Annotated in this window: 19 protein-coding genes; 16 read left to right on the top strand and 3 right to left on the bottom strand. The window is 66.2% G+C overall.

The window, feature by feature from the left end; translation table 11 throughout:
- The first annotated feature begins 35 nt into the window (after nt 1–35).
- Nucleotides 36–392 (top strand): sulfate permease, encoded by a 357-nt coding sequence (locus KY498_RS03295; protein WP_219879475.1) that lies wholly within the window; start codon nt 36–38, stop codon nt 390–392.
- 115 nt (nt 393–507) lie between these two features.
- On the opposite strand, the gene KY498_RS03290 is transcribed toward KY498_RS03295, so the two are convergent.
- The 3 genes from KY498_RS03290 to KY498_RS03280 are packed head-to-tail and all read right to left on the bottom strand — an operon-like array spanning nt 508 to nt 6344.
- Nucleotides 508–3603, bottom strand: coding sequence for a type I restriction endonuclease subunit R (locus KY498_RS03290; RefSeq protein ID WP_219879474.1), 3096 nt, complete (start codon nt 3601–3603; stop codon nt 508–510).
- A gap of 1 nt (nt 3604) precedes the next feature.
- Nucleotides 3605–4783: a restriction endonuclease subunit S gene (locus KY498_RS03285; protein WP_219879473.1), complete on the bottom strand. Its 1179-nt coding sequence runs from the start codon at nt 4781–4783 to the stop codon at nt 3605–3607.
- Nucleotides 4776–6344 (bottom strand): class I SAM-dependent DNA methyltransferase, encoded by a 1569-nt coding sequence (locus tag KY498_RS03280; protein ID WP_219879472.1) that lies wholly within the window; start codon nt 6342–6344, stop codon nt 4776–4778. Before KY498_RS03280 ends, KY498_RS03285 begins: the two co-directional genes overlap by 8 nt.
- A 242-nt stretch (nt 6345–6586) precedes the next feature.
- Between KY498_RS03280 and KY498_RS03275 the strand changes: the two genes are divergently transcribed.
- The 15 genes from KY498_RS03275 to secA2 all read left to right on the top strand — a co-directional run bounded on the left by KY498_RS03275 (nt 6587) and on the right by secA2 (nt 21547).
- Nucleotides 6587–7138, top strand: coding sequence for an ATP-binding protein (locus tag KY498_RS03275; RefSeq protein WP_219879471.1), 552 nt, complete (start codon nt 6587–6589; stop codon nt 7136–7138).
- A 14-nt stretch (nt 7139–7152) separates the two neighbouring features.
- On the top strand, nt 7153–8676 hold the full coding sequence (locus KY498_RS03270) for a recombinase family protein (protein ID WP_219879470.1): 1524 nt from the start codon (nt 7153–7155) through the stop codon (nt 8674–8676).
- A gap of 661 nt (nt 8677–9337) precedes the next feature.
- Nucleotides 9338–9472, top strand: coding sequence for a hypothetical protein (locus tag KY498_RS16475; RefSeq protein WP_258186430.1), 135 nt, complete (start codon nt 9338–9340; stop codon nt 9470–9472).
- Nucleotides 9469–9837: a hypothetical protein gene (locus tag KY498_RS03265; protein ID WP_219879469.1), complete on the top strand. Its 369-nt coding sequence runs from the start codon at nt 9469–9471 to the stop codon at nt 9835–9837. Before KY498_RS16475 ends, KY498_RS03265 begins: the two co-directional genes overlap by 4 nt.
- Nucleotides 9830–11812 (top strand): bifunctional DNA primase/polymerase, encoded by a 1983-nt coding sequence (locus tag KY498_RS03260; RefSeq protein WP_219879468.1) that lies wholly within the window; start codon nt 9830–9832, stop codon nt 11810–11812. Before KY498_RS03265 ends, KY498_RS03260 begins: the two co-directional genes overlap by 8 nt.
- On the top strand, nt 11809–12573 hold the full coding sequence (locus tag KY498_RS03255; protein WP_219879467.1) for a hypothetical protein: 765 nt from the start codon (nt 11809–11811) through the stop codon (nt 12571–12573). Before KY498_RS03260 ends, KY498_RS03255 begins: the two co-directional genes overlap by 4 nt.
- Complete coding sequence (locus tag KY498_RS03250) at nt 12566–12952, top strand: hypothetical protein (protein ID WP_219879466.1); 387 nt, start codon at nt 12566–12568, stop codon at nt 12950–12952. The genes KY498_RS03255 and KY498_RS03250 overlap by 8 nt, the downstream gene beginning before the upstream one ends.
- Nucleotides 12942–13379 carry a hypothetical protein gene (locus KY498_RS03245; RefSeq protein WP_219879465.1) on the top strand — a complete coding sequence of 146 codons (438 nt, stop codon included), beginning with the start codon at nt 12942–12944 and terminating at the stop codon, nt 13377–13379. The genes KY498_RS03250 and KY498_RS03245 overlap by 11 nt, the downstream gene beginning before the upstream one ends.
- Before the next feature lie 110 nt (nt 13380–13489).
- Nucleotides 13490–13816, top strand: a complete 327-nt coding sequence (locus KY498_RS03240; protein WP_219879464.1) for a hypothetical protein — start codon at nt 13490–13492, stop codon at nt 13814–13816.
- On the top strand, nt 13813–14139 hold the full coding sequence (locus tag KY498_RS03235) for a hypothetical protein (protein ID WP_219879463.1): 327 nt from the start codon (nt 13813–13815) through the stop codon (nt 14137–14139). The genes KY498_RS03240 and KY498_RS03235 overlap by 4 nt, the downstream gene beginning before the upstream one ends.
- On the top strand, nt 14139–14543 hold the full coding sequence (locus KY498_RS03230) for a hypothetical protein (protein ID WP_219879462.1): 405 nt from the start codon (nt 14139–14141) through the stop codon (nt 14541–14543). The genes KY498_RS03235 and KY498_RS03230 overlap by 1 nt, the downstream gene beginning before the upstream one ends.
- 397 nt (nt 14544–14940) lie before the next feature.
- A complete protein-coding gene (locus tag KY498_RS03225; protein ID WP_219879461.1) occupies nt 14941–15891 on the top strand; it encodes a DNA-processing protein DprA in 951 nt (316 codons plus the stop codon).
- The gene (locus tag KY498_RS03220) at nt 15804–16838 is read left to right on the top strand and encodes a site-specific integrase (protein WP_219879460.1); all 1035 of its coding nucleotides are present in this window, start codon (nt 15804–15806) and stop codon (nt 16836–16838) included. Before KY498_RS03225 ends, KY498_RS03220 begins: the two co-directional genes overlap by 88 nt.
- The gene (locus tag KY498_RS03215; RefSeq protein ID WP_219879459.1) at nt 16832–19132 is read left to right on the top strand and encodes a site-specific integrase; all 2301 of its coding nucleotides are present in this window, start codon (nt 16832–16834) and stop codon (nt 19130–19132) included. The genes KY498_RS03220 and KY498_RS03215 overlap by 7 nt, the downstream gene beginning before the upstream one ends.
- An 84-nt stretch (nt 19133–19216) precedes the next feature.
- Nucleotides 19217–21547 (top strand): accessory Sec system translocase SecA2, encoded by a 2331-nt coding sequence (gene secA2, locus KY498_RS03210; RefSeq protein WP_219879458.1) that lies wholly within the window; start codon nt 19217–19219, stop codon nt 21545–21547.
- The last annotated feature ends 72 nt before the right edge of the window (nt 21548–21619 follow it).

Below are 21619 nucleotides of genomic sequence, written 5' to 3'. Positions count from 1 at the left end.
ACAATCTGTCGTGCATGTGAGAGGAACTCCCCGTCATGATCCGCCAGTTCTGGACCCTCAGCGTCCACACCCGCGCATTCCTGCGCCGCTACATGCCCACCAACATCCTTCTCGACACCATCCGTACCCGAAGAGGACTCAAATGGGGCCTACCCGCGATGCTCCTCGCCGCGCCCTACCTCCTCGCGGCGAGTACCTTTACCACCCTCATCGCGGACGACGGACCCGGATGGCTCAACCTCTTCGTCCTCCTGTGTCTGTGGAACACAATGAAGTTCATCATCATGGGACCGGTCAGCCTGATCCTGCTCGCCCGCGTCCGCGTGCGTGAGCGCGTCAACGTTCGGGCGGGACGGCGAGCAACGAGAGAGCCGGTCAGTCTGTCGGTCTGAACGACTGTTGACGATCCGGGCAGAGTCACGCGGCTTCGTCTGAGGAAGACGTGCATGTGATCCGACGGTGGGGGCGTGGCGTTATCCCAAGGCCTGGCGAAAAAGCCCGGAGACGTCAGTCAACGAGATAGTGCGCTTCGGCGTAGGCGACGGTCGAGTCGTACGGCTCGCCGACAGGTTTCAGCTTGTAGCGCCTGAACACGGCTGCCGCAGCTCGCCGAAGCGCTCTTCCGCGCGCTTCGGCGTTGTCGTATTGAGCGGCAAGCGTGTGCCGCACCACTTTGTCGATTTCCTCGGCCAGCCGGCGTTCAGTGACTGATAAGCCCTTTGGCGGATGATCCGCAATGATGCGCGACAGGACACCGACGTGGTCATCGTCCACAACGACAACCTCATCCGGCTTCTTCTGAGCGTCGACCACCGTCTGAGCGATCTTCAGGGCTTCGGTCAGAAAGTCGAGTGCATCGGATGCGCCCTGGATGATGCGTTCTCGCAGGTCCCGCAGCCGCTCTGCGAGTGCCACGTACTTCACTGAGTGTTCGTCGACGCCTTCGTCGAGCACTGCCTTTACTCGGTCGAGGATTTCCTTCGCAGTCGGCCTCTTCTCGTCTGTCTCATCGACCTCATCGGGCTTCTTCACCAAGTTCATCAGGTCCCTCAGCACCCGCAGACCTTGTGCATCCAGGGTCAGCGACTCTTCCTGGGACGCAGCGACCTCGAAGGAGTGCACGTTGGCGTTGATGATGTCGAGCACCATCGGGCCGAGTTCGGCGAGTCGCTCCTTGCGCTCCGTGTCCGTCACTTTCTTGAAGAGCGTCACGTAGACGGAGCCGAAGAGCGCGAACGAGTCTCGGTATCGGTCGACTCGCTTGTCAGTGGAAATGTATGGAAAAATCCGAGACAGCATGAGGTAGTTGTGCTTGAACGTCGCGGCAGCTGCATCGTCGGTGTGGAGAAAGGTCGAGATGCTCCGAACTGAGTCGTACGAGTTGCTGTTGATGTCCAAGTTGTCGGCGCCGGCGAGGAGATCCTCGAGGTGCGCGAACGCCTGCCGAAACTCGGCGAGGAGATCATTGACATCGTTGATGAATGAGCGGCCCGTGGGCGACTGGCCCGTCGACGTTGGGTCCTTGACGGCGGCTTGCACCTCATTCGCCAGGCCGATGTAGTCCACCACGGCGCCGCGCGGTTTCACATAGCCGCTGACCGGGGAAACCCAGGTTCGGTTGGGTCGGGTGATCGTCTGGAAGAGCGTGTGAGCTTTTAGCGGCTTGTCGAGGTACAGAACGCCTTCGTTCGGGGCATCGAATCCCGTCATCAATTTCGCGGTGACCACCAGGAAGGACAGCGGGTTCTCGGGTGTAAGGAAGCGACGTTTCTGGTCCTCCTCCTGCACCTCACTCAGTCGGAATGGACGCATCGCAGGGTCTTCATCCTTGGCGTCCGAGACCGATATGTTGACCTCGGCGGTGATCGCCTCGTGGCGCGGCTTACCGTCCTTGCCGAGGACGCTCTGCAAGACCTGCTTGACCTCGTAACCGCTCAGGATCTCGTTGATCTTGTCGGCGTAGGCGACCGCGAGTTCCCGGTTGTAGGCGACGACCTGTGCCTTCATTCCGTTGCGGTAAGTGCTGGCGAGGTAGTGATCGACGATGTGTTGACAGACGGCCGCGATACGATCCGGATTGGCGAAGACCGACGTCAGGCGGCCGAACTTGCGTGAGAGCGCTTCGCGATCCGCGTCGTCTAGGTCCTGTTCATCTGCGAACTCGTCGAACTCCTCCTGGAGGGCCTTGTCGTTCATCTCGAAGCCTACGGGGTGCGGCTCCAAAATGACGGGGACGGTCGCCTCATCTAGGAGGGAGCGTGTCATCGAGTACCGGTGCAGGACGCGGTCGGGGTCCTTCGGGTCGCCGAAGAGCGCGAAGGTATCGGTATGCAGGTTGCGGACCGGCGTGCCTGTCATGCCGAAGAACCGCGCGTTTGGGAGCGCCGCGCGCATCCGCCCAGCCAGCGAGGTATCCCTTGCCGAATGAGTGCGGTGTGCCTCGTCGGCCATCACCACGATGTTGTCGCGCAGCGAGAGATTCGCCCCCGCGTCCGCGAACTTTTGGATCGTCGTGGAGATGACGCCAGCAACACCGTCCGCGAGGAGGGTGCGAAGGTTTGCGCTCGTGGCGGGCTCGTGGAAGTGTGCGTGACCCATGGCAGAGACGAAGACGCCCGCGGTCTGACGTACAATCTGGGTGCGGTCTGAGAGGAGAACGATCGTTGGCGAGTCTGCGCGGGGGTCGTTTAGCAGGAGTGACGCCGTGAACACCATCAGCAGAGTCTTGCCCGATCCCTGATGGTGCCAGATCAGGCCCTTCTTGCCGCCGTCGAGGACCCGCTGGTGGATGAGGTGCGCGGCCTCCTTTTGCGGATAGCGCGGCAGGTACTTGCGGTCCGACCCGCCACCTGACGTGTCGAAGAGGCAGAAGTTCCCGAGAATGTCGAGCAGGTTCGCGGGGGCGAATAGCAACTCGCACGATCGCTGTACGTCGGCGAGACCGTTCAGGCTCTCATCATCCGTGCTCGACCGGAACGGCTGCCACGTATTGGTCGGCGCCCCTGCCGCACCAAAGCGCATCTTCACGCCGTCGGTTCCCACGCAGAAGACGTTCGGGGTGAAGAACCACGGGTACTCGGCGGCGTATACCGTGTTGATCTCGTCTGCAGCACTCCGCCACGACGAGTCGGAGGTCGGCGACTTCACCTCAACTACGACGAGCGGGAGGCCGTTTACGAAGTAGACCAGGTCGAACCGCCGCGAAGTCTTGCCGGGTACTGACATCGCGACCTCGTCGGAGACGACGAGCGTATTGTTGTTTGGCTCATCGAGGTCGACGAAAGCTAGGGCGTTCCATTGGTCGTCCTTGTCGCGAAATTCCTTCCCGCCGCGAAGGATGTTCAGAACGCGCTCGTTGGCCGTGACGACGCCGCCCTCAACGTTGTTCACCGTCGTGATCACTTCGTCGATCACGGCGTCGACGTCGTAGTTGGCGATGACCTTGGGGTTGAGCCGCTGTACTGCATCGCGAAGGTGCTCGGCGATGACGGTCTGCGTCTGCTGGCGAGGCAAGCTGCGCCCGGCGATGTAGGTCCACCCGATCGGGATGGACCACTCGATCATCTTGTTCTGGAACTCGCGCTCCCGAATGCCCTTCGCCATGTCAGGTGACCGTCCTTTCGGCCTGGCTGATTTCGATCTCTCGATTCAGCATTGCGCTCAGAAGCGCAGCGCGAGTGGAGCGAAGGCTCTCGATTTCGGCTCGAGTCGACGCGACCGCCGCCTCCATTGAGTGAAGTTCCGCCACCACCTTCGCTTGCTCTTCTGGAGATGGGATGGCCACCTCAGACGCCAGCAACATGCGCCGGTTTAGGGTCCGGTTCCGCCCAGCGCCGCCTGGTGAGCACGCGGCCAGGAGTCCGACTCCGGCATTGGTGGAGAACATGAAGCGGAGGAACTCGACATCGCCACCGTCCGGGCGTCGGTAAGCCGGGAACCTGTGTGACCCGCAGTAGCCGACTATCTCGGGTGGAATGACGGCCACGGCTCCTTCCCAAGCGAAGACTATGTTGATCACCAGGTCACCGGGCTCTACCCAATAGACCTTCTTGGAACCCAGGTCCTTGCCGCTGACGGCGTCCTTCGAGAAGATGCCGCGGCCATGGGAGCGGACCCCGATCTGGTGGTAGTCGGTAGCGGCGTCGACATCGACCGGTCTCTTGACCTCGTTCATCACGTCGCTTAGGCGCTTCAGTGGGGAGCTCGCGTTGAATGCTGAGAACCGGGACTCTTTGTGGCCGTTCAGCAGCGCGTTGAGCGCATCCGCTTCGGCTTCCAGGGCGGCGATGTGAGCGTCGATCGCGGCAACGGTCTCGATGATTCTTGCCTGGGCAGCGGGCGGAGGTAGTGGAACGACCCAAGCCTCGAAATCGGCTTCCTTCCACCTTGCTCGCCCTTCAGATCCGGCGCGGGCGAGACCGATCTGTCGCCGAACCTCAGCCTGCTGGAAGTAGAGCAACAGGAATCGCGCATCGACTTGCTTCCGGTCGACTTCGTAGAGCGGGAACTCGTTTGTTGCGAGCGAGCCGTCAAGGCCGTGGGGTACGACGTCGAAGGCGCCCTTTTGCGTATCGATGCGATTGAAGACGAAGTCGCCGGCACGTGCCCGGTAGAGAGTCTTCGCCTTCACGGTTTCCGTTGTGATGGTGCCGCGACTGTAGGCACCCTTGCCGTGCCATCGCACCCCCATCGCCCGATATTCGACCCCTGGTTGAAGACGCACCGTCTCGCGGCGCTGCTTCGTGACTGAGCCAGCCGGAACGAAGCGCCACTCCTCACTCATCGAGCCCCTTGACCCCGGCGTTCGCGAGGACTGCGAACATTCGCGCCTCAGTCTCTTGGCGTCTGGATCGTGCGAGGTTGTATCCGTCGATGAGCACACCGAGATCCTCTTGGTCGCCCGCGACTTGCTTGATGTACCGGCTAAAGCTGAGGTCGAAGAGGTTGCTTTCGATCTCCTCGCGCGTCACGAAACGCGTCTGAACGCGCTCCTCAGAAGGTCGGTCGGTCAGGCCGCCTGCCTTGTACGCAGACACAGCAGCAGCGATGTCGTCGTCGGCAAGAACGTTACGGAGCGTGCTCTTGGCATATCGCTGGGAAGCGTCGACGAAGAGCACGCCGTTCTGCCGGTCGACGGGCTTCGTTCCCGCCGCTCGGAACACCAGGATGCAAGTGGCGATCTCAGTGGCGTAGAAGAGGTTCTTGGGAAGAGCGATAACCGCCTCCAGCAGGTCGTCTTCGACTACCTTGCGCCTGATCGCCCCTTCTTGGCCCCCGCGAAAGAGAACACCGTGAGGAAGGACCACACCGGCACGACCCTTGCCGGGCTTCATAGAGGCGATCATGTGCTGGACGAACGCCCAGTCCGCGGAGGTTCGCGGAGCGATTCCGCCAAGCGCTCGCGGGTCGGTTTTCCACGGGGTCCACTTCAGCGAGTACGGTGGGTTTGCGACCACGACGTCGAACTGAGCGACGGAGCCATCCGGCTGCTTGAACTGCGGGTTCTTCAGTGTGTCGCCAACCTCCACCCGGAACTGGGTGAGGTTGTGCATGAACAGGTTCATGCGGGCGACGCCCGCAGTGTCGCCGACAGACTCTTGTCCGTAGAGGTGCAGGGAGTAGCCGCGGCCTCCGTGGCTCTTCAAGAGGTTCGCGGCTGAGATGAGCATGCCGCCGGAGCCGCACGTGGGGTCGTAGACCGACTCGAAGTTCTGCGGATCGAGGATCTCTGTGATGAGTTCGACTACCTCTCGCGGCGTGAAGAACTGTCCAGCGCGGGTGCCGGACCCATCGGAGAATCGCTTCAAGAGGTACTCGTAGGCGCCGCCAAGCACGTCGTGCGACATGTTGCCCTCGTGCATCGCGGGGACGCGGTCCATCGCGCGCATGACGCCGGTCAGGACGCTCGTGCGGAGAACCTCGTCAGAGGTCCATGCGAGCGATCCGAACAACTTCGAGAACTTGTCAGGGTTGGCCGTTTCGATGGTCCGCAAGCAGGTTCGTACCCTGGCCCCGAGCCCGGGTTGTGTAATGGTTGCGCGAACCGCTGACCAGGACGCGCGCATCTCGCCGACCTTGCCCCGCTGGATGAGCGGGATCTCGAACGACTGGTAGTCGCGGTACTCGATCTCGTGGGCCTCTTGTTCGGAGAGGTCCTCTAAGCCCTCGTTCTCCTCCAGGAACAGGGCGTGGTTGTGATCCCACGTGTCCGATAGATACTTCCAGAACATCAGTGGGAAGATCACTGAGGCGTACTGAGCCTCAGGCATCGCGACGCGCAATTCGTCAGCTGCATCCCACAACCGATTCTCGATCGCTGACTGTTTGATCTCTTGCGCTGCCAACTCCCCATCTTCCGTCGCTCAACACCGGGCTAGATTCCGTTCACAAGCCAGTCTACTGGGCGACCTGCGGGCCACATGCCTGGAAGCACACCCTTCGAGGGTGCGGAGGCTGCCCACCTCGCCGGGCTGGCTGGCTAGCCGGGCAAGCGCCGGAGATAGAACAGATAGAGATCGCAGGATCTGGAGGACGGGAGCATCTGTCCTGGCTCCATCTTCCTTTAGACTGAAGACACCGGTGTGAGGTGTACTTTCCATTCCTTGCTGAGGCGGGCGAGTTCGCCGGCCACGCCCTCGACGCCCTGCGACAGCCCTTGGAGTCCGGCACGATCGAGATCCATCGCGCCGGGTTCCGGGCGAGCTTCCCGGCCCGATTCCAGCTCGTCCTCGCCACCAACCCCTGTCCGTGCGGGAACTACGGCGTGCCGGGAGCGGAGTGCACCTGCCCGTCGATCGCGATCCGACGCTATCTGGGAAAGCTCTCGGGTCCGCTGCGCGATCGCATCGACATCGCGCTGTCCCTGCAGCGGGTCGCGACGACGCGCGCCGCCGATGACGGTCTCCGCAGCTCCTCGGTGACCGTCCGCGAGCGCGTCGTGGCGGCGCGCGACCGTGCCCGGTCCCGACTGCGCGCCACGACCTGGCGGACGAACGCCGAGGTCTCCGGATCGTGGCTGCGCAACGGTCCGCTCGCGCCGGACGCGCAGATCCGACGTCCGCTCGAGACGGCGCTGCACCGCGGCACCCTGACCCTGCGCGGCTACGACCGTGTGCTGCGCGTAAATAGTTTGCTTTAGGTCATACTTACTGCATGACTCTTGCAGGGCTCTACCTTCGTCAGTCGATGGACCGCGACGGCCGCTCCGAAGGCATCGACCGGCAGCGGGCGCGCGCTCGTGCGCTCGTCGAGTCTCGCGGCTGGGAGATCGTCGACGAGTACGTCGACAACGACGTTTCGGCGTCTAAGCCGCGCGGCAAGGGCACGGCGTGGCATCGCCTCATCGAGGACGCGAAGGCCGAGCGCGTCGACGTCGTCGTCGCCGTAGATCAGGATCGGATCCTCCGCGGCATCCGCGATCTCGTCACGCTTCTCGAAACGGGCGTGCGCCTCGCGACGGTCGACGGCGAGCTCGATCTCACGACCGCCGACGGCGAGTTTCGGGCGACCCTCGCGGCGGGGCTCGCACGCTTCGAGGTACGCCGCAAGAGCGAACGGCAGAAGCGCGCGAACGCTCATCGTCGCGAGCGGCTTCTTCCCGCGGGCGGGCGACGGGCGTTCGGGTACACGAAGCTTCGCGCGGGCGCGTCGACCGACTGGCCGAAGCGCGTCGCCGCCGATGGGCGAGAGTGGCCGGACTACGGTCACGAGCCGTTCGAGCCCGAGGCGACCGCCGTGAGGCGCGGATACGCGATGCTTCTCGCCGGGGCGACGCTCCGCTCGATCGCTCGCACATGGAACGCCGAAGGGCTCACGACGACCGTCGGCCACGAGTTCGAGGCGTACGCCGTGCGGAACGTGCTCGCGAACCCACGCAACGCCGGGCTCGTGGCGCCGCCGCGATCGGCGAGCACGCCCGGACAGAGCGCCGCGCAGAACCTACGCCTCGCCGATCTCCCCATCGGCTCGTGGGAACCGCTCGTGACGCCCGAGACGTGGGCGGCCGCGCGCGACCTTCTCGCCGACCCCACTCGCCGCACGAACCCCGGCGCTCCGCCGAAGAGCCTTCTCTCGGGGATCGCGAAGTGCGGCATATGCGGGGCGCCGATGAAGGCGGGCGCAGTGGCCGACGTGCGCTCCTACCGATGCGCCGAGCGGCCGCACCTTTCCCGCAAGCGCGAGGACGCCGACCACTTCATCACGCACGTCGTCCTCGACCGCCTCGCTCGGCCGGATGCCGCCGAGATGATCCTTCGACGTGACGACGCGCCGGATGCCGCCGCTCTCCGCGCGAGGCTTCTCGCGAAGCAGCAGGGCGAGGCGAACGTGCTTGCACTCGTCGCCGGCGGGCACACGACGCTCGCGAAGGCCGAGGCGATGCTCCGCGACCTTCGCGCCGAAATGGCCGCCCTCGAGGCGCAGATGACCGACCGGGGCCGGGTCGACGTCCTCGGCGACGTCGTCGCACGCGCAGACGCCGCGGGGGAGGGCTACGCGGCGCGCTGGACGGCCGTCGCGGACGCATGGCAAGCGCTCGACGTGGATCGGCAACGCGCGATCGTGCGGGCGCTCGTCGCGATCGAGATGAAGTCGCCCGGCAAGGGCTCCCGCACGCCGCGCGATCCTGCCGGGCGACTGGCGCACACCAAAGCGACGCTCGCGCTGACGTGGCACTAGCTCCGACCTTGAGCGAGCGCTTCGGCTCGCGTTGATCCGTGAGACATAGCTCGACCGTAAAGTCGCGAGTTATCGGCGCGCTCGGCGCTATCGCTGCGCGGCGGGACGGATAGCGGGGGATCTCGACCGGGCGCTCTCTCTTATCCCTCTCGCGCAGGGGTAGTTACGAGCGACGGCTACTTGCGCGTTGCCTCTCGACCTCGTCACGCGATGCGAGGGGGAGGTCAACGGATTCTCGACCTCTCTTTTCGCCCCTGATCGCCCCTCTGACTTCCCCCCCTTCTAGGGAAGGGGGGATGGGGGAAGTCGTCGGGGGCGCTATTCACGTCCCCCGTGGGGGAGGTCGGGGGGAGGTTGGGGGAAGTGGGGGAGGTCGTTTCCTCCCGCTGACCGGCGCTTCTCGCCCGGTCGAGCCGACACGCCGACACGCCGCCGAGTACGTTACACAGCCGCCGACCTCTGCTAACGTTGGAGCGTCTACAGGCGTTTGATCGCCAGCGGGACCGTGGCACCGAGGAGGTACGCGCGGAGGAAACCCGGTAGGACAGGCTCGAAGGCAGCAGCCCACCGCGGAAGCGGCGGAGGTCATCGCCGGTCGATCCGACACTCGGCCCGAATCTCGGGAAAGGAGTGCTCCGGATTCGACCGATCGGGCTCCTTCATGGCTCTCGCCGCCCCTCTCCTTCCGCTCTCTCCAGATGAGCGCGACGTCATCACGCGCGTCGTCGACAACGCCCCGCCGCTGCGCCCCGCGACCGTCGCCGAGCTCGCCGCCCTTCTTGGACGTGCATCGTGACCGCCGAGAGGCCGGACGGCGCCGAGAACGCTCGGCGCGGTCGTGTGGGCGGGTACGCATCCGCCGCCGCCCTAACGCCAGAGCAACGCCGCGAGCGAGCGCGCAAGGCCGTACAGGCGCGATGGGATCGTGAGAACGCCCGACGCGCTGCCGAGGGCAAGGCGCCGACGAAGAAGACGGCTCCCGCGCTCGACGACGAATCGCTCGACTACTACCTCGCGCAAGTCGACGCGCTCTTTCCGGATCGCGAGTGGAAGTTCGCGAGTGACCGGAAGCGTCAAGCGATTGCGCTCGCTCGTGCCGACGCCGCCCGCGCCGCCGCCGAAGCGTTCCGTCGCGCACAGATGGACCGCGGCGATGTCTGACGGCAAGAAGAAGGCGCAAGCGCTCGGCGCCCTCGGGCTTCCCGTCTTCCCGGTGCGCCCCCTCGACGCCGGCCGCGACGCGAAGACGCCCTATCCCGGCACGCACGGCCACCTTGCCGCGACGACCGACCGGGGGCAGATCGCGAAGATGTGGAAGAAGCATCCCGAAGCGATCCCCGCCGTATGGACGGGCGGCGCGGGGATCGTGGGGCTCGACGTCGACAAGAAGCCGGGCAAGGACGGCCGCGCGACTCTTCGCGAGTCAAACGTCGATGTCCCTCGCTCGCCGCTCAAGTACGCGACGCCGAGCGGCGGGTATCACGCCTTCTACGCCGAGCCCGAGGGCTTCGAGATCCCGAACGGCGTCGCGGACATCGCTTATGAGCGGAAGCGGCTCACCGGCGTAGACCGTCGCAGCGGCTCGTCTTACGTCGTCTGGTGGGGCGACGTCCCCGCGACGCTCCCGAAGCTCCCCACGGCTCCCGATTGGCTCATCGCGACGTCGGGCGTCTCCGACTCTGGCGAGCGAGTGGCCGAGTACGAGGGCAGCGTCGAGAAGTGGCTCGACAAGCGCGGCGGCGGGAAGCCCTCGCTTCTCATGCGCGACGCGATGGAGCGGACGCCCCGCGACGATTTCGGCCGCAATGAGCTCTTCCGCCGCATGGTCGAGATCGTCTCGCTCGGCGCCGAGGGGCAGAAGGGCGCACGACGCGCGCTCGACGACCTTCGGAGCGAGTGGCTCCGCGGCGAGTGGAACACGGCCGACGGCGCTCGCGAGTTCGAGACGTCGCTCGGCCGCGTCGTCAAGGCGCACGGCAAGAAGAAGCCGCCGACGATCACGACGCTCGCTCTGGACGAGCCGCACGAGCTCCGTGAGGACGAGAGCGAGGCCGGCGACACCTGGCGCGCCCGCGACGTCTCCGAGGCCCTGCGCGGCGTGCTCGCGGGCGACGTGGACCGTCCCGCGCCGACGATCGGTCGAGTCGAAGGGCTCGGCGCGGGGATCTTCTATCCGGGGCGCGTGAGCGGCGTTCACGGCGAGTCGGGCGTCGGGAAGTCGTGGCTCGTGTGGCTCGTCTTCGCGCAAGAGATCACGGCCGGTCATCACGTCGTGCTCGTCGATTACGAAGACTCGATCGACGCGGCCTTGCAACGCCTTCTCGACCTCGACGCATCGCCCGCCGACATCGAGCGCTTCTTTCACTACGTCCAACCCGAAGAGCGGAGCGCGGCGGGCATCGCCTACCTCGAAGCGCTTGTCGTCGAGCTCGGCGCGACGCTCGTCGGCATCGACTCGACCGGCGAGGGACTCTCGATCGACGGCGTCCAGCCGAACGCCGACGAAGAGGTCGCGGCATGGTTCCGCAACGTGCCGCGACGCCTCGCGAACCTCGGGCCGGCGGTCGCCGTCCTCGACCACTCTCCGAAGGCGACCGGCGACGGCGAGCTCTTCCCGATCGGATCGCAGCGCAAGCGCTCGGCGATCAACGGCGCGCAATACCTTCTTCGAGCCGGCGCCGCCTTCTCCCAGGGCAAGGCGGGTTACTCGACGCTCATCTGTGCGAAGGATCGCGGCGGGCACTACGCGAAGGGCTCGCGCGTCGCACGTCTCGCCGTCTCTGCCGAGGGCGGCTTCACGCTGACGGCCGAGCAAGCGCCCGTCGAGGACTTCCGGCCGACCGCCCTTATGGAGCGCGTCTCGCGCTTCATCGAGTCTTCGAGCACGCCGCCGTCGCGGAACGCCGTCGAAGACAACGTGACCGGCAACAAGGCCGCGATCGCGCGGGCGATCGATCAGCTCGTCGCCGAGGGCTTCGTGCGCCGCGATCCCGGCCCGCGGAAGTCGACCTTGCACACGTCGCTCGGCGTCTACCGGCAAGCGAACGACCCGAAGTCCGACGCCTACGTCCCCGCGACGGCAACAACCCTCCCCCTCGAAACAACCGAACCCACGAAGAGAAAGAGCGACAAATGACCATCGAATACAACCTCCGCACGAGCGTTGGCGGCTCGTACCTGATTAACCTTCCCGACCCGTCGCGCATCCCGGTTCCCGCCGTGCGAGAGGCCGTCGAGAAGCTCGCGAAGCACGTCGCGAAGCACCGCGACGCCGCGGCCGCGCTTGCGACCTCTCGGAACGCGATCGACCGGGCGAAGGAAGCCAACGGCGCCGAGGCAGCGGAAGCCGCGCTCGACGGCGGCGGCGTCCCCACGAAGAAGCTCGTCAAGCGTCTCCGCGCTGCCGAGGACGCACACGAAGAGGCGAAGCTCGAATACGCGGCGCGAGAGTCCGCTCTGATCAAGGCGTACGGCTCGCTCGTCGCGACGATCCAGCATCACGCCCCGGCATGGCGCGCCTCCGCTGACACCGCCGCCGACGCCGCCGTGCTTCGAGTCACGACCGCCCGCGAAATGCTTCGCAAGGCCGGCGCGGATCTCGAAGAGTCGCTCGGCACGCTCGGAATGCTCGACCGGCTCACGACCGGCTACCGCGTCGCGGGCAGGGGCGAGCCGGTCGTCGACAACGTCCCGGTGCTCTCGCCCATCGACAAGTCGAGCATGTACGTCTCGATCGCCTTCGAGAACATGGCTTCGGCGATCGGCGAGGCGATGGACTCGCTCGACGTGCAGCGGGGCGCCGTGAGCTCGAAGCCCGACGTCGTCGTCCCCGTTCCCGAGCACGAGACGGTCGACGAGTTCGCGATCAAGGCCGAGACGGACTCGGACGATGAGTAAGAAGTCGAAGGGCGACGTCGCGGTCGTCGCCGAGATCGAAGCCGACCGCGCCGTCGAGCGGGCGATCCGCGCCGTCGTCATGCGTCGCGAAGGCTCGTCGTGGGGCGACATCGCCGACCGGCTCGGCGTCTCGCAGATTGAGGCGCAAGAGCTCGCCCGCGTCGCGTACGCGCGGCTCGGCGAGGCCGAGGCCGATCACCTTCGGACGGAAGTCGAGGATCGCATCGACTCGATCGTCCGAAAGGCGAATATCGACCTCGCGCTCTGCCAGTCGCAGGGGGAGCGGACGGCGATCTATCGCGTCCTTCTCGCCGCCGAAGCGCAGCGGTCGCGGCTTCTCGGGCTCAACCTCCGAGCGGACGACGATCATGCCGCGTAAGCGCGTAGCCGCCGCGCAGCGGGAGACGCCGGCAATGCGCGCGCTCCGCGCGGCCGTGCTCGAAGAGCTCTCGCAACCGATCGGCGGGCTCTCGCCGAAGCGCGAGGCGAAGATCGAGCGAAAGGCGCGGCGATACGTTGACGCGCTGCCGAGCGACGACGGCGCGGCGCTCGCGATCATCCGCGCCGACGCCGCTCGCCACGCGACGAAGGCGGCGCGGCGCCCGAAGGCCGATGCCTACGCCGCCCATCACGCGACGTCGCTCCGAAACATCGCCGCTGCCGAGGCTGTGCGCCTCGCTCCCGCGACGAGAGAGGCAACGGCGACCGATGAGCCGCCCGAGCCGCCGAAGGCTCGCAAGCGCCGTCCGGCCGGGCTCGTCGCCTACATCGACCCCCGACTAATCGACTCTGACGAATGGGAGTGACTGACCATGACCACCGAAGAACGTGTGCAAGTGCTCGAAGCGCTTGAGGCGCTCGAAGCTCAACTCATCCGCTTGAGCGCGACGCTCACGGCAGACACGGCGGCGAACGCATGAGCGCCGAGTGCTGGTCGTGCGGCGTCGCGCAGGAACCGCGCCGGCCGATCCGATCCGACTTCGCGTCCGAGCCCGAGTGGTTGACGGCGTGCGCGGTATGGCTCGACTTCACCTTTCCGGCCCGCGTGCAGCAACGCGAGCGCATCCGCGAGTGGGACCGCCTCGCACTCGAAGCCGACCCGGTCGCCCTTCGCGGCCGGATCGCCGACCTTCTCTTCGCCGACGACCTCACGCCCGAAGACGACGTCGAGCTCGACCGGCTCATCGCCGCATGGAAGACCCTCCGACACGAATCACGACCCACACGAAAGGCAACATCATGAACGCATCCGAAGCCGCCGCCGCGCACATGCTCGCCACGCCCGGCACCGACCGCCCCGAGACGCGCGAGGCGACCGGCGACTACGCCCGTCTCCGTGAGTACGTGCTCGACCGCGACGACCTCACGGCCGACGAAGAGGCCGACTTCGCGGATCTCGTGGCGAAGCGCCGCGCGGGGACGCTCGAAGGTGCGCCCGCGCGCGTCGTGCGGAAACGGCAGAGCGTCGCCGGCGAGAGACAGCACGACGATGACTCGTCGGGATCGTCGAAGCCCGAGAAGACCGCGAGCGAACTCGCGGCCGAGCGGGTCGAGAGGTACTTCTGATGCGTAGCTCTCGGCAAGGCGCCATTCCGTCCGAGCTCGGGAACCTGATCGACGAGCTCGACGATATCCAGCGACGCCTACGCACTCTCGAAGCGCCCTCGGGCGAGTCGCTCGGAAACACGGTCGCGAAGCTCTCGGCGCTCGTGGCCGACATTCAAGCCGAGCTCGATGCGTGGGCCGCGACGCGCTGGACTAACGATCAGATCAACGCTCGCATCCTCTCGCTCATCGCGTCGCACATGGCGGGGAACGTCTCGATCGGCGGGGCGCTCAACGTGCTCGGCACGCTCGACGTCGCCGGCGAGGTCACGATGCCGAACGTCTTCGCGACCAACATCGTCCCGCTCGGCGGCACTCGATACGCCGCATGGGTCCGCGACGGCGGTCGTCTTGGACACACGTAAGCCGATGACCGCTCACGCCTGTCGCGTCGACTACAGCCGCGAGACGGGGACGCTCGTCGCGTGTACGTGCGGCTTCGTCCTCGGGCCGTTTCGCGACAAGGCGAACGCCGTCGAAACCGCGAACGCGCATCGTCGCGTGCATGAGCCGCCGACGCCGCCGACGCCGGAACAGAAGGCGCTATACGTCGCCCGTCAACGCGAGAAGCGGGCAGCGAGGCGGCGACTCAAGTAGTGGACAAGCGCCCCGGACTTCGGTTCGGGGCGCTTCGTCGTGGGGAGAGGTACGTCTCAGAGCGATCATTTGCGTGGCGTGGTCGGTCGCCGATCTGGCGGGCCACGACCGGCTGCAATCCTCGGACGTGGGACGGGCGCTGTACCTCAAGCAAGGCTTCGCGGGATGAGCGCCGTGCCCGATGCCGCATCCGCTCGACGTGCGCTGGCGGGTCTGGTCGACGACGGACTCGGTGACGACGACGTGCGCCGCATCTACGCGACGGCGGTCTGGTCGACACTCATCGAACCGGGCGACGGCGTCGCCGGTGCGCTCATCCGCGCGCTCGGCGCCGTCGACGCGCTCGAGACCGCGCTGTCGACGGCATCCGCCGGCGCGGCGGCGACCGCGGCCGGGATCGATCACGACGACGTGCATGCGGCGCGCCGCCGCTGGCAGCTCCGACAAGACGCGGTCGAAGGCGCACTGAGCGCGGCGCGGCGCGCTCGCGTGACACTCCTCACGCCCCGCGACAGCTCCTGGCCGCACCGGCTCGATGACCTCGGAGTGCACGCGCCGCTCTGCCTCTGGGTGCGCGGCGACCTCGCGGTGGCGGACGCCGAGGGCGCGGTGGCCGTGGTGGGTGCGCGCGCGGCGACGGCGTACGGCGTGCACGTGGCGGCGGGGCTGTCCGCCGACTGCGCGAGCGACGGCATCACGGTCGTCTCCGGAGCGGCCTACGGCATCGACGCGGCCGCGCACCGGGCCGCGCTGCGCGCCGGTGGTGCGACTGTCGCGGTGCTCGCGGGCGGCGTGGACCGTCCGTATCCGGCGGGGCACGAGGATCTCATCTCTCAGATCGCCGTCCGGGGCGCGGTCGTGGCCGAAGTGCCCTGCGGGAGCGCCCCGACGAAGTGGAGGTGTGTTTACCGGACTTGCGGTGCGGTAACTACGTTCACCGTGCGAGGCTCATCGTCGTGTCGTCAGGTCTGGCTGTGGGAGCGCTCGTTGAACCGCCGTTCTGGGCGGTCGGTGTCGACGGTGCACCGATGGCCGAGGTCGAGGACTTCCTGCTGGACTTCTGGGCGTGCGGCAATGCCGAGTCCAGCTGCCGCGCGTACGCGTTCGGGTTGCTGAGATGGTTTCGGCATCTTCAGATCGCGCAGACTTCGTGGGAGCGCGCCACGCGCACCACCGTTCGTGACTTCGTGCTTGCATGCAAGCAGCCGTCCGCGTTGTCATCGAGAACGTTGAAGCCGCGCACGATCAACCACAATCTCGCCGTCGTGTCCGAGTTCTATCGCTTTCAGCTTGGGCAGGGCCGCGGTCCCGTGTCTAACCCCGTGCCGCAACGCGGAGAGTCTCGTCGCAACGGCACAAGGAGCCCGGAAGCGCCGTTCCGACTGGACCCGCGCGCTGACCTTCGGCAGCGCGTCCCGCAGGGGCAGCCGCGATCGCTACCCGAGTCGCGCATCGCAGAGTTGTTCCGGATCCTCGATCACCCTCGTGATCGCGCACTCTTGGAGTTCTATCTCTCCAGCGCAGCGCGCCCATCGGAACTGTTGGCGATGACGTTCGAGGATGTCGATCCAGGCCAGCAGCAGATCACGGTCACGCGTAAGGGCACCAGAGCCCGCCAAGCGCTACCGGCGTCGCCGGAGGCCTTCGTGTGGTTGGCGCTCTATCAGCAGTCACTGCCGCCCGAGTTGCTCGCGCCGGGAAACCCAGTTTGGTGGACGACGAGACGCCCGCTTCGACAGCTGAACTATGACGCAGCACGCGCGATCCTGCGACGGGCAGGGTCCGCGTTGGGCAAACACGTCAAGCTCCATGACCTACGCCACACCGCCGCAGCGCAGATGGCACAGGACTCCGCGCTGAGCCTGTCCGACATACAGCGGGTGCTCGGTCACGTTCACCTCTCCACCACGCAGCATTACCTTCGCCAGCACGACTCAGACGTGCTCGCACGCGTGATCGAGCACCTACAGCGCCGGAACGAGCCACGCCCTCCACCATCGCGACCGCCGCTGGCGTATGACCCCGCGGATCTACACGAGCTAACCGGAGACGACGCATGGTGAAGGACCTGGTCGACGTCGACCTGGACGACGTACTTGACGCCGAGGAGACCTCGCCGCCGGCGAGGGTTCCGATCTTCCGACAGCCCTCCAACGCGGCGATCCCGCGAGAAGATCTGCTGGCCCTGGCTGGCGGGCCGAATCGGCTGGCGCAGAACATCGACCGCGACTACCGCCCGCAGATGGCACTCTTCCTCGATCGACTGCTGCAGGAGCCTGGGCGCACTTGGCAACAGCGATGGGAGGCGAGCGGCGCTGAGCGCGCGACCAAGATCGGAGGATGGGCGGACACCTTCCCCGGGTTGCACGCTGCGTCCGTCGCGCACAGCCGCAGCGGACCGGGCCGGATGATCACCATCCTGCTTCGCGCGGACGTGTTCCGCCCCTCGCTCGAGTTCCTCGCTCTGAACTCGAGGATCGATCTCAGCGGTCTTCCGTGGTCGACGCGGGGCCTGGATGAGGCGCTCGAACGATTCGAGCAGCGCAGTCATCTGATCGATACCCCAGCGCCGCGTCGAGGGCTGCTCGCGATCCAAGCTGCTACCGGAAAGCACCTTGATGAGATCGTCGTCGAGGAACTCGTCGTGCTGGGTCGCTCGCTGACCAAGTACCGACGCGCACAGGCAGCGAACGCCTGGGAGGTGCTCAAGCTGATGGGCATCGCTCCGACCGATGCACCGAGCCTCCGGCAGCTGACCCGAGCACCACGCCGCGACGCCACAAGCATGGTCGACTTCTACCAGGTGGAGCCACCCGCTATCCGAGAGATGTTCCTGCGATACCTCCGCGGGCGCGAAGCAACCGTCGACTACTCCACACTGCGCAACCTCGCCTACGAGCTCCTCAAGAACTTCTGGTCCAAGATCCGCGAGCACAACCCTGCTCAGGAGAACCTGCACCTCAGCCCAGAACTGGCGCATTGGTGGAAGGTCGAGAACGCCCGAGATCGAGTCGACGTGCACCGCACGCTGTTCATGGTCCGGGGTCTCTACAACGACATCGCCGCCTGGGCAACGCAGGACGCCTACTGGGCGGGATGGGCTGCGCCCTCGTTCTTGACGAAGAACGACACCGCTGGGCACATGAAGAACAAGCGGCGCATCCAAGCCGCGATGCACCAGCGGATCCGGCACTTCATCGACCGAGTCCCGCAGCTGCTCGACGCGATCGACACCGACAAAGAGAAACAGACGGCATTGCTCGCGATCGCCCTCGAGACTCCGATGGGCGAGCAGTTCGAGTTCCGCGGCGCACGCTACACGCGTCTCGCGCGGCCGCTGCCCGGCCCTGCGACCAAGGTCTGGATCCGCGACGAGGACACCGGCGAGCAGATCCCGCAGGCACGCATCGAACACTTGTCGTTCTGGGCATGGGCGACGACCCACATCCTCCACGAGACCGGCGTCCGCATGGAGGAGCTCACCGAGCTCACCACGACCGCGCTGTTCACCTTCCAACCTCGGGATGGCGATCGAGTGCTCCTGCTGCAGATCGTGCCGTCCAAATCAGACCGCGAACGGGTGCTCCTGGTCTCCCCGGAGCTCGCTCATGTGCTCGCCTCAGTGCGGCATAGAGTCCGCGGTGACGCTGACAAGGTGCCCCTCGCGGTCCGATACGATCCCCAGGACAAGGTGTTCTCGGAGAAGCTGCCCTTCCTCTTCCAACTACCGGGCCGCGGAACCAACCGAGTGATGGCCTACGCGACCATCTACACGTTCATCCAATACGCCCAGGACATCGCCGGGATCGCGAGTGACGGCACCCGACTGACCGCGCACGATTTCCGGAGGATCTTCGCAACTGACGCGCTTCGCACCGGGCTCCCGGTCCATATCCTCGCCAAGGTCATGGGTCACCAGAACCTCACCACCACCCAGGGATACACTGCCGTCTTCGACGAGGACGTCGCACGTCACTTCCGGGAGTTCGTCGATCGCCGCCGCGCGCTTCGACCCGTCGAGGACTATCGGCGACCCAGCGGGGAGGAACTCGACGAGTTCCAGCAGCACTTCGCGAAACGCAAAGTCGAGCTCGGCTCATGCTCCCGCGGCTACGGCACGCCTTGCATCCACGAGCACGCTTGCATCCGCTGCCCGATGCTGCGGCCTGACCCCGCTCAACGACGCCGACTCGAGTCGATCCGCGCGAATCTGCTCGAACGCCGAGGCGAAGCGACACGCATGGGCTGGCGCGGGGAGCTGGAAGGGATCGAAATCAGCCTCCGCGCCGCCGATGAGAAGCTCGCGCAGATGAGCCGCATAGTTAGGCTGACCCTCGAGCGACGTCGACCCGACTGAGCAACCCGTGACGCCCGGAACAAGAGCGATGGACTCGCGAACCACCTGATGGCTCGAGCATGATGTCGCAGGCAGCGTGTTTGGATGGGAAGCATGAAACGGTGGCTGGCGCGAGCAGTCGGAGCGCCGGGCTCCACGTCTCTGCGTCGCTTTCGTCGCGTTGTCTCACGCGCGAGAGAGAGACAAGAGTGGGCCGACCATCTCGCTGATGATGCGCTGGTCGACGCGGCGCGAAGCTCTTTCGCCGCCGCCGACCCTGGTTCGAGCGTTGAGCCGTCTCCAGAGCTCTTGGCGATCCTGCGCGCTGCCGCGCAGAGGACGCTCGCGCAGACGCCGTTCGATGAGCAGCTGCTGGCGTGCTGCGCGCTGCTAACTGGACATGCCGTCGAAATGGATACCGGCGAGGGAAAGACCCTGGTGGGCGCCCTCGCTGCCGTCGGTTTCGCGATCGCCGGCCGCAGGGTTCACGTGCTCTCAGTCAACGACTACCTCGCCGAGCGAGACGCCGACTGGATGCGTCCCCTGTTCGACGCGCTCGGGGTCAGCGTCGGCTGGATCGGCCAGCACACCGACTCATCGACACGCCGCGAGGTATATCGCAACGATGTCGTCTATGCTCCCGTCAGCGAGGTCGGCTACGACGTCCTCCGCGACAGGTTCGCCACGACCGAAGCCGACCGCGTGCTTCCCGTCCTGGACGTTGCGATCGTCGACGAAGCCGACGCCGTAATGATCGACGAAGCGATGTCGCCGCTCGTGCTCGCCGGGTCCTCGACGGACACGCCCAGTGACTTCACCGCCGCCGATACCCTCGTCCGCGAACTCGCCGCCGGCACGCACTACGCCGTCGACGGAGACCACGCGACCGTCTCGCTCACCGACGCCGGACTGGACCTCTTGGAGCATCGGCTCGGCGGGGTGAACCTCTTCGACACCGAGCACACGGCCACGCTCACACGAGTGAACCTCGCCCTGCACGCGCACGTTCTGATCCAGCGCGACATCGACTACCTCGTCGTCGAAGACACCATCAGGCTGATCAACACCGCCCGCGGCAGGGTCGCTCATCAGCAACGTTGGCCGGACGGATTGCACGCCGCGATCGAGGCGAAGGAGCAACTCGAAGTCTCCTCACCAGGCCTGATTCTCGACACACTGACCGTCCAGGACCTGCTGCGCGACTACGCGACGCTGACCGGCATGAGCGGCACCGTCGTCGCCGTCGCCGAGGAGCTCATCGAGTTCTACTCGCTTCCCGCCGGGCGGGTCGAACGACGGCTACCGAACCAGCGGGTCGATCACACGCCACGAGTGTTCCTCGACGACCAGACCCGTCTGGACGCCGTCGTGACCGAGATCCGTGATCGTCACCACACCGGTCAGCCGATCCTGGTCGGCACGCAGAGCGTCGCCGAGTCCGAGCGCTTCGCCGCTTCCCTCGCCGAAGCAGGCATCCCATCCCGAGTGCTCAACGCCCGAAACGATGCCCACGAAGCCGCCGTGATCGCCAGGGCAGGCGAGCTCGGAGCCGTCACAATCTCGACACAGATGTCCGGGCGCGGCACCGACATCCGACTCGGGGGAACCGACGAGCACGACCATGCTCGCGTGGCCGCGACCGGCGGCCTGGCCGTCCTGCAAGTCGGCCGCTACCCATCGGGACGCCTCGACGCGCAGCTACGCGGCCGCGCCGGCAGACAGGGCGACCCCGGCCTCACCATGACGTTCGTGAGCACCACCGACGAACTCGTGCAAGCCAACGCCCCAGCACATCATCTCGGGAAGATCACCAGACGCGGCCCGCGGTTGGATCAGGCCGCACTCGGAAGCATCGTCGACCAAGCTCAGCGAATCGCGGAAGGCATCCGACACGACCGGCACCGCGACACCTGGGACTTCAACCGCGCGATCGCACGGCAACGCGCCACTGTCCTGGAAGACCGCAACGAAGTCATGCATCACGACCGCGGCCTCATCGAGCTTGCCAACCGCGTCCCGTCGAAACTCGCAGAGCTCGAGTCAACCTCCTCATCCGAAGTCATCGCTCGCTTGGCCCGCGAAGTCACGCTCTGGTGCCTCGACGAACAGTGGTGCGACCACCTCGCCCACCTCAGCGAAATCCGCGACGGCATCCACCTCCAAGCCCTCGCAGGCGTCAACCCTCGCGACGAGTTCCACCGCATCGCACTCCGCGAGTTCCACGGATTCTTCGCGACCGCCTACGAACGAGCCGCCGACATCATCCAGAAGGCAACGCCCGATCAGCTCAGTCAAGGAATCGCAGGCCTCGGCCTGCGCAGACCCTCGGCAACCTGGACCTATATGACCAGCGACAATCCCCTCGGCAGCCCCATGGACCGCGCCACGCGCGAAGCTGGCAAATGGTGGCGATCACGCATATATCGCATCGAGTAGTTCCCGAGGCTCGTTGGACAAGAGGCCAGCACCGATTCGAGTCGCGTTAGTTCGGAGAAGGTTCCTCGCGCG

This window comes from Microbacterium sp. PAMC21962 (assembly GCF_019443465.1).
Lineage (GTDB): Bacteria > Actinomycetota > Actinomycetes > Actinomycetales > Microbacteriaceae > Microbacterium > Microbacterium hominis.
The sequence above is the reverse complement of the archived record's forward strand: the minus strand, read 5'-3'. Positions and strand labels throughout refer to the sequence as shown.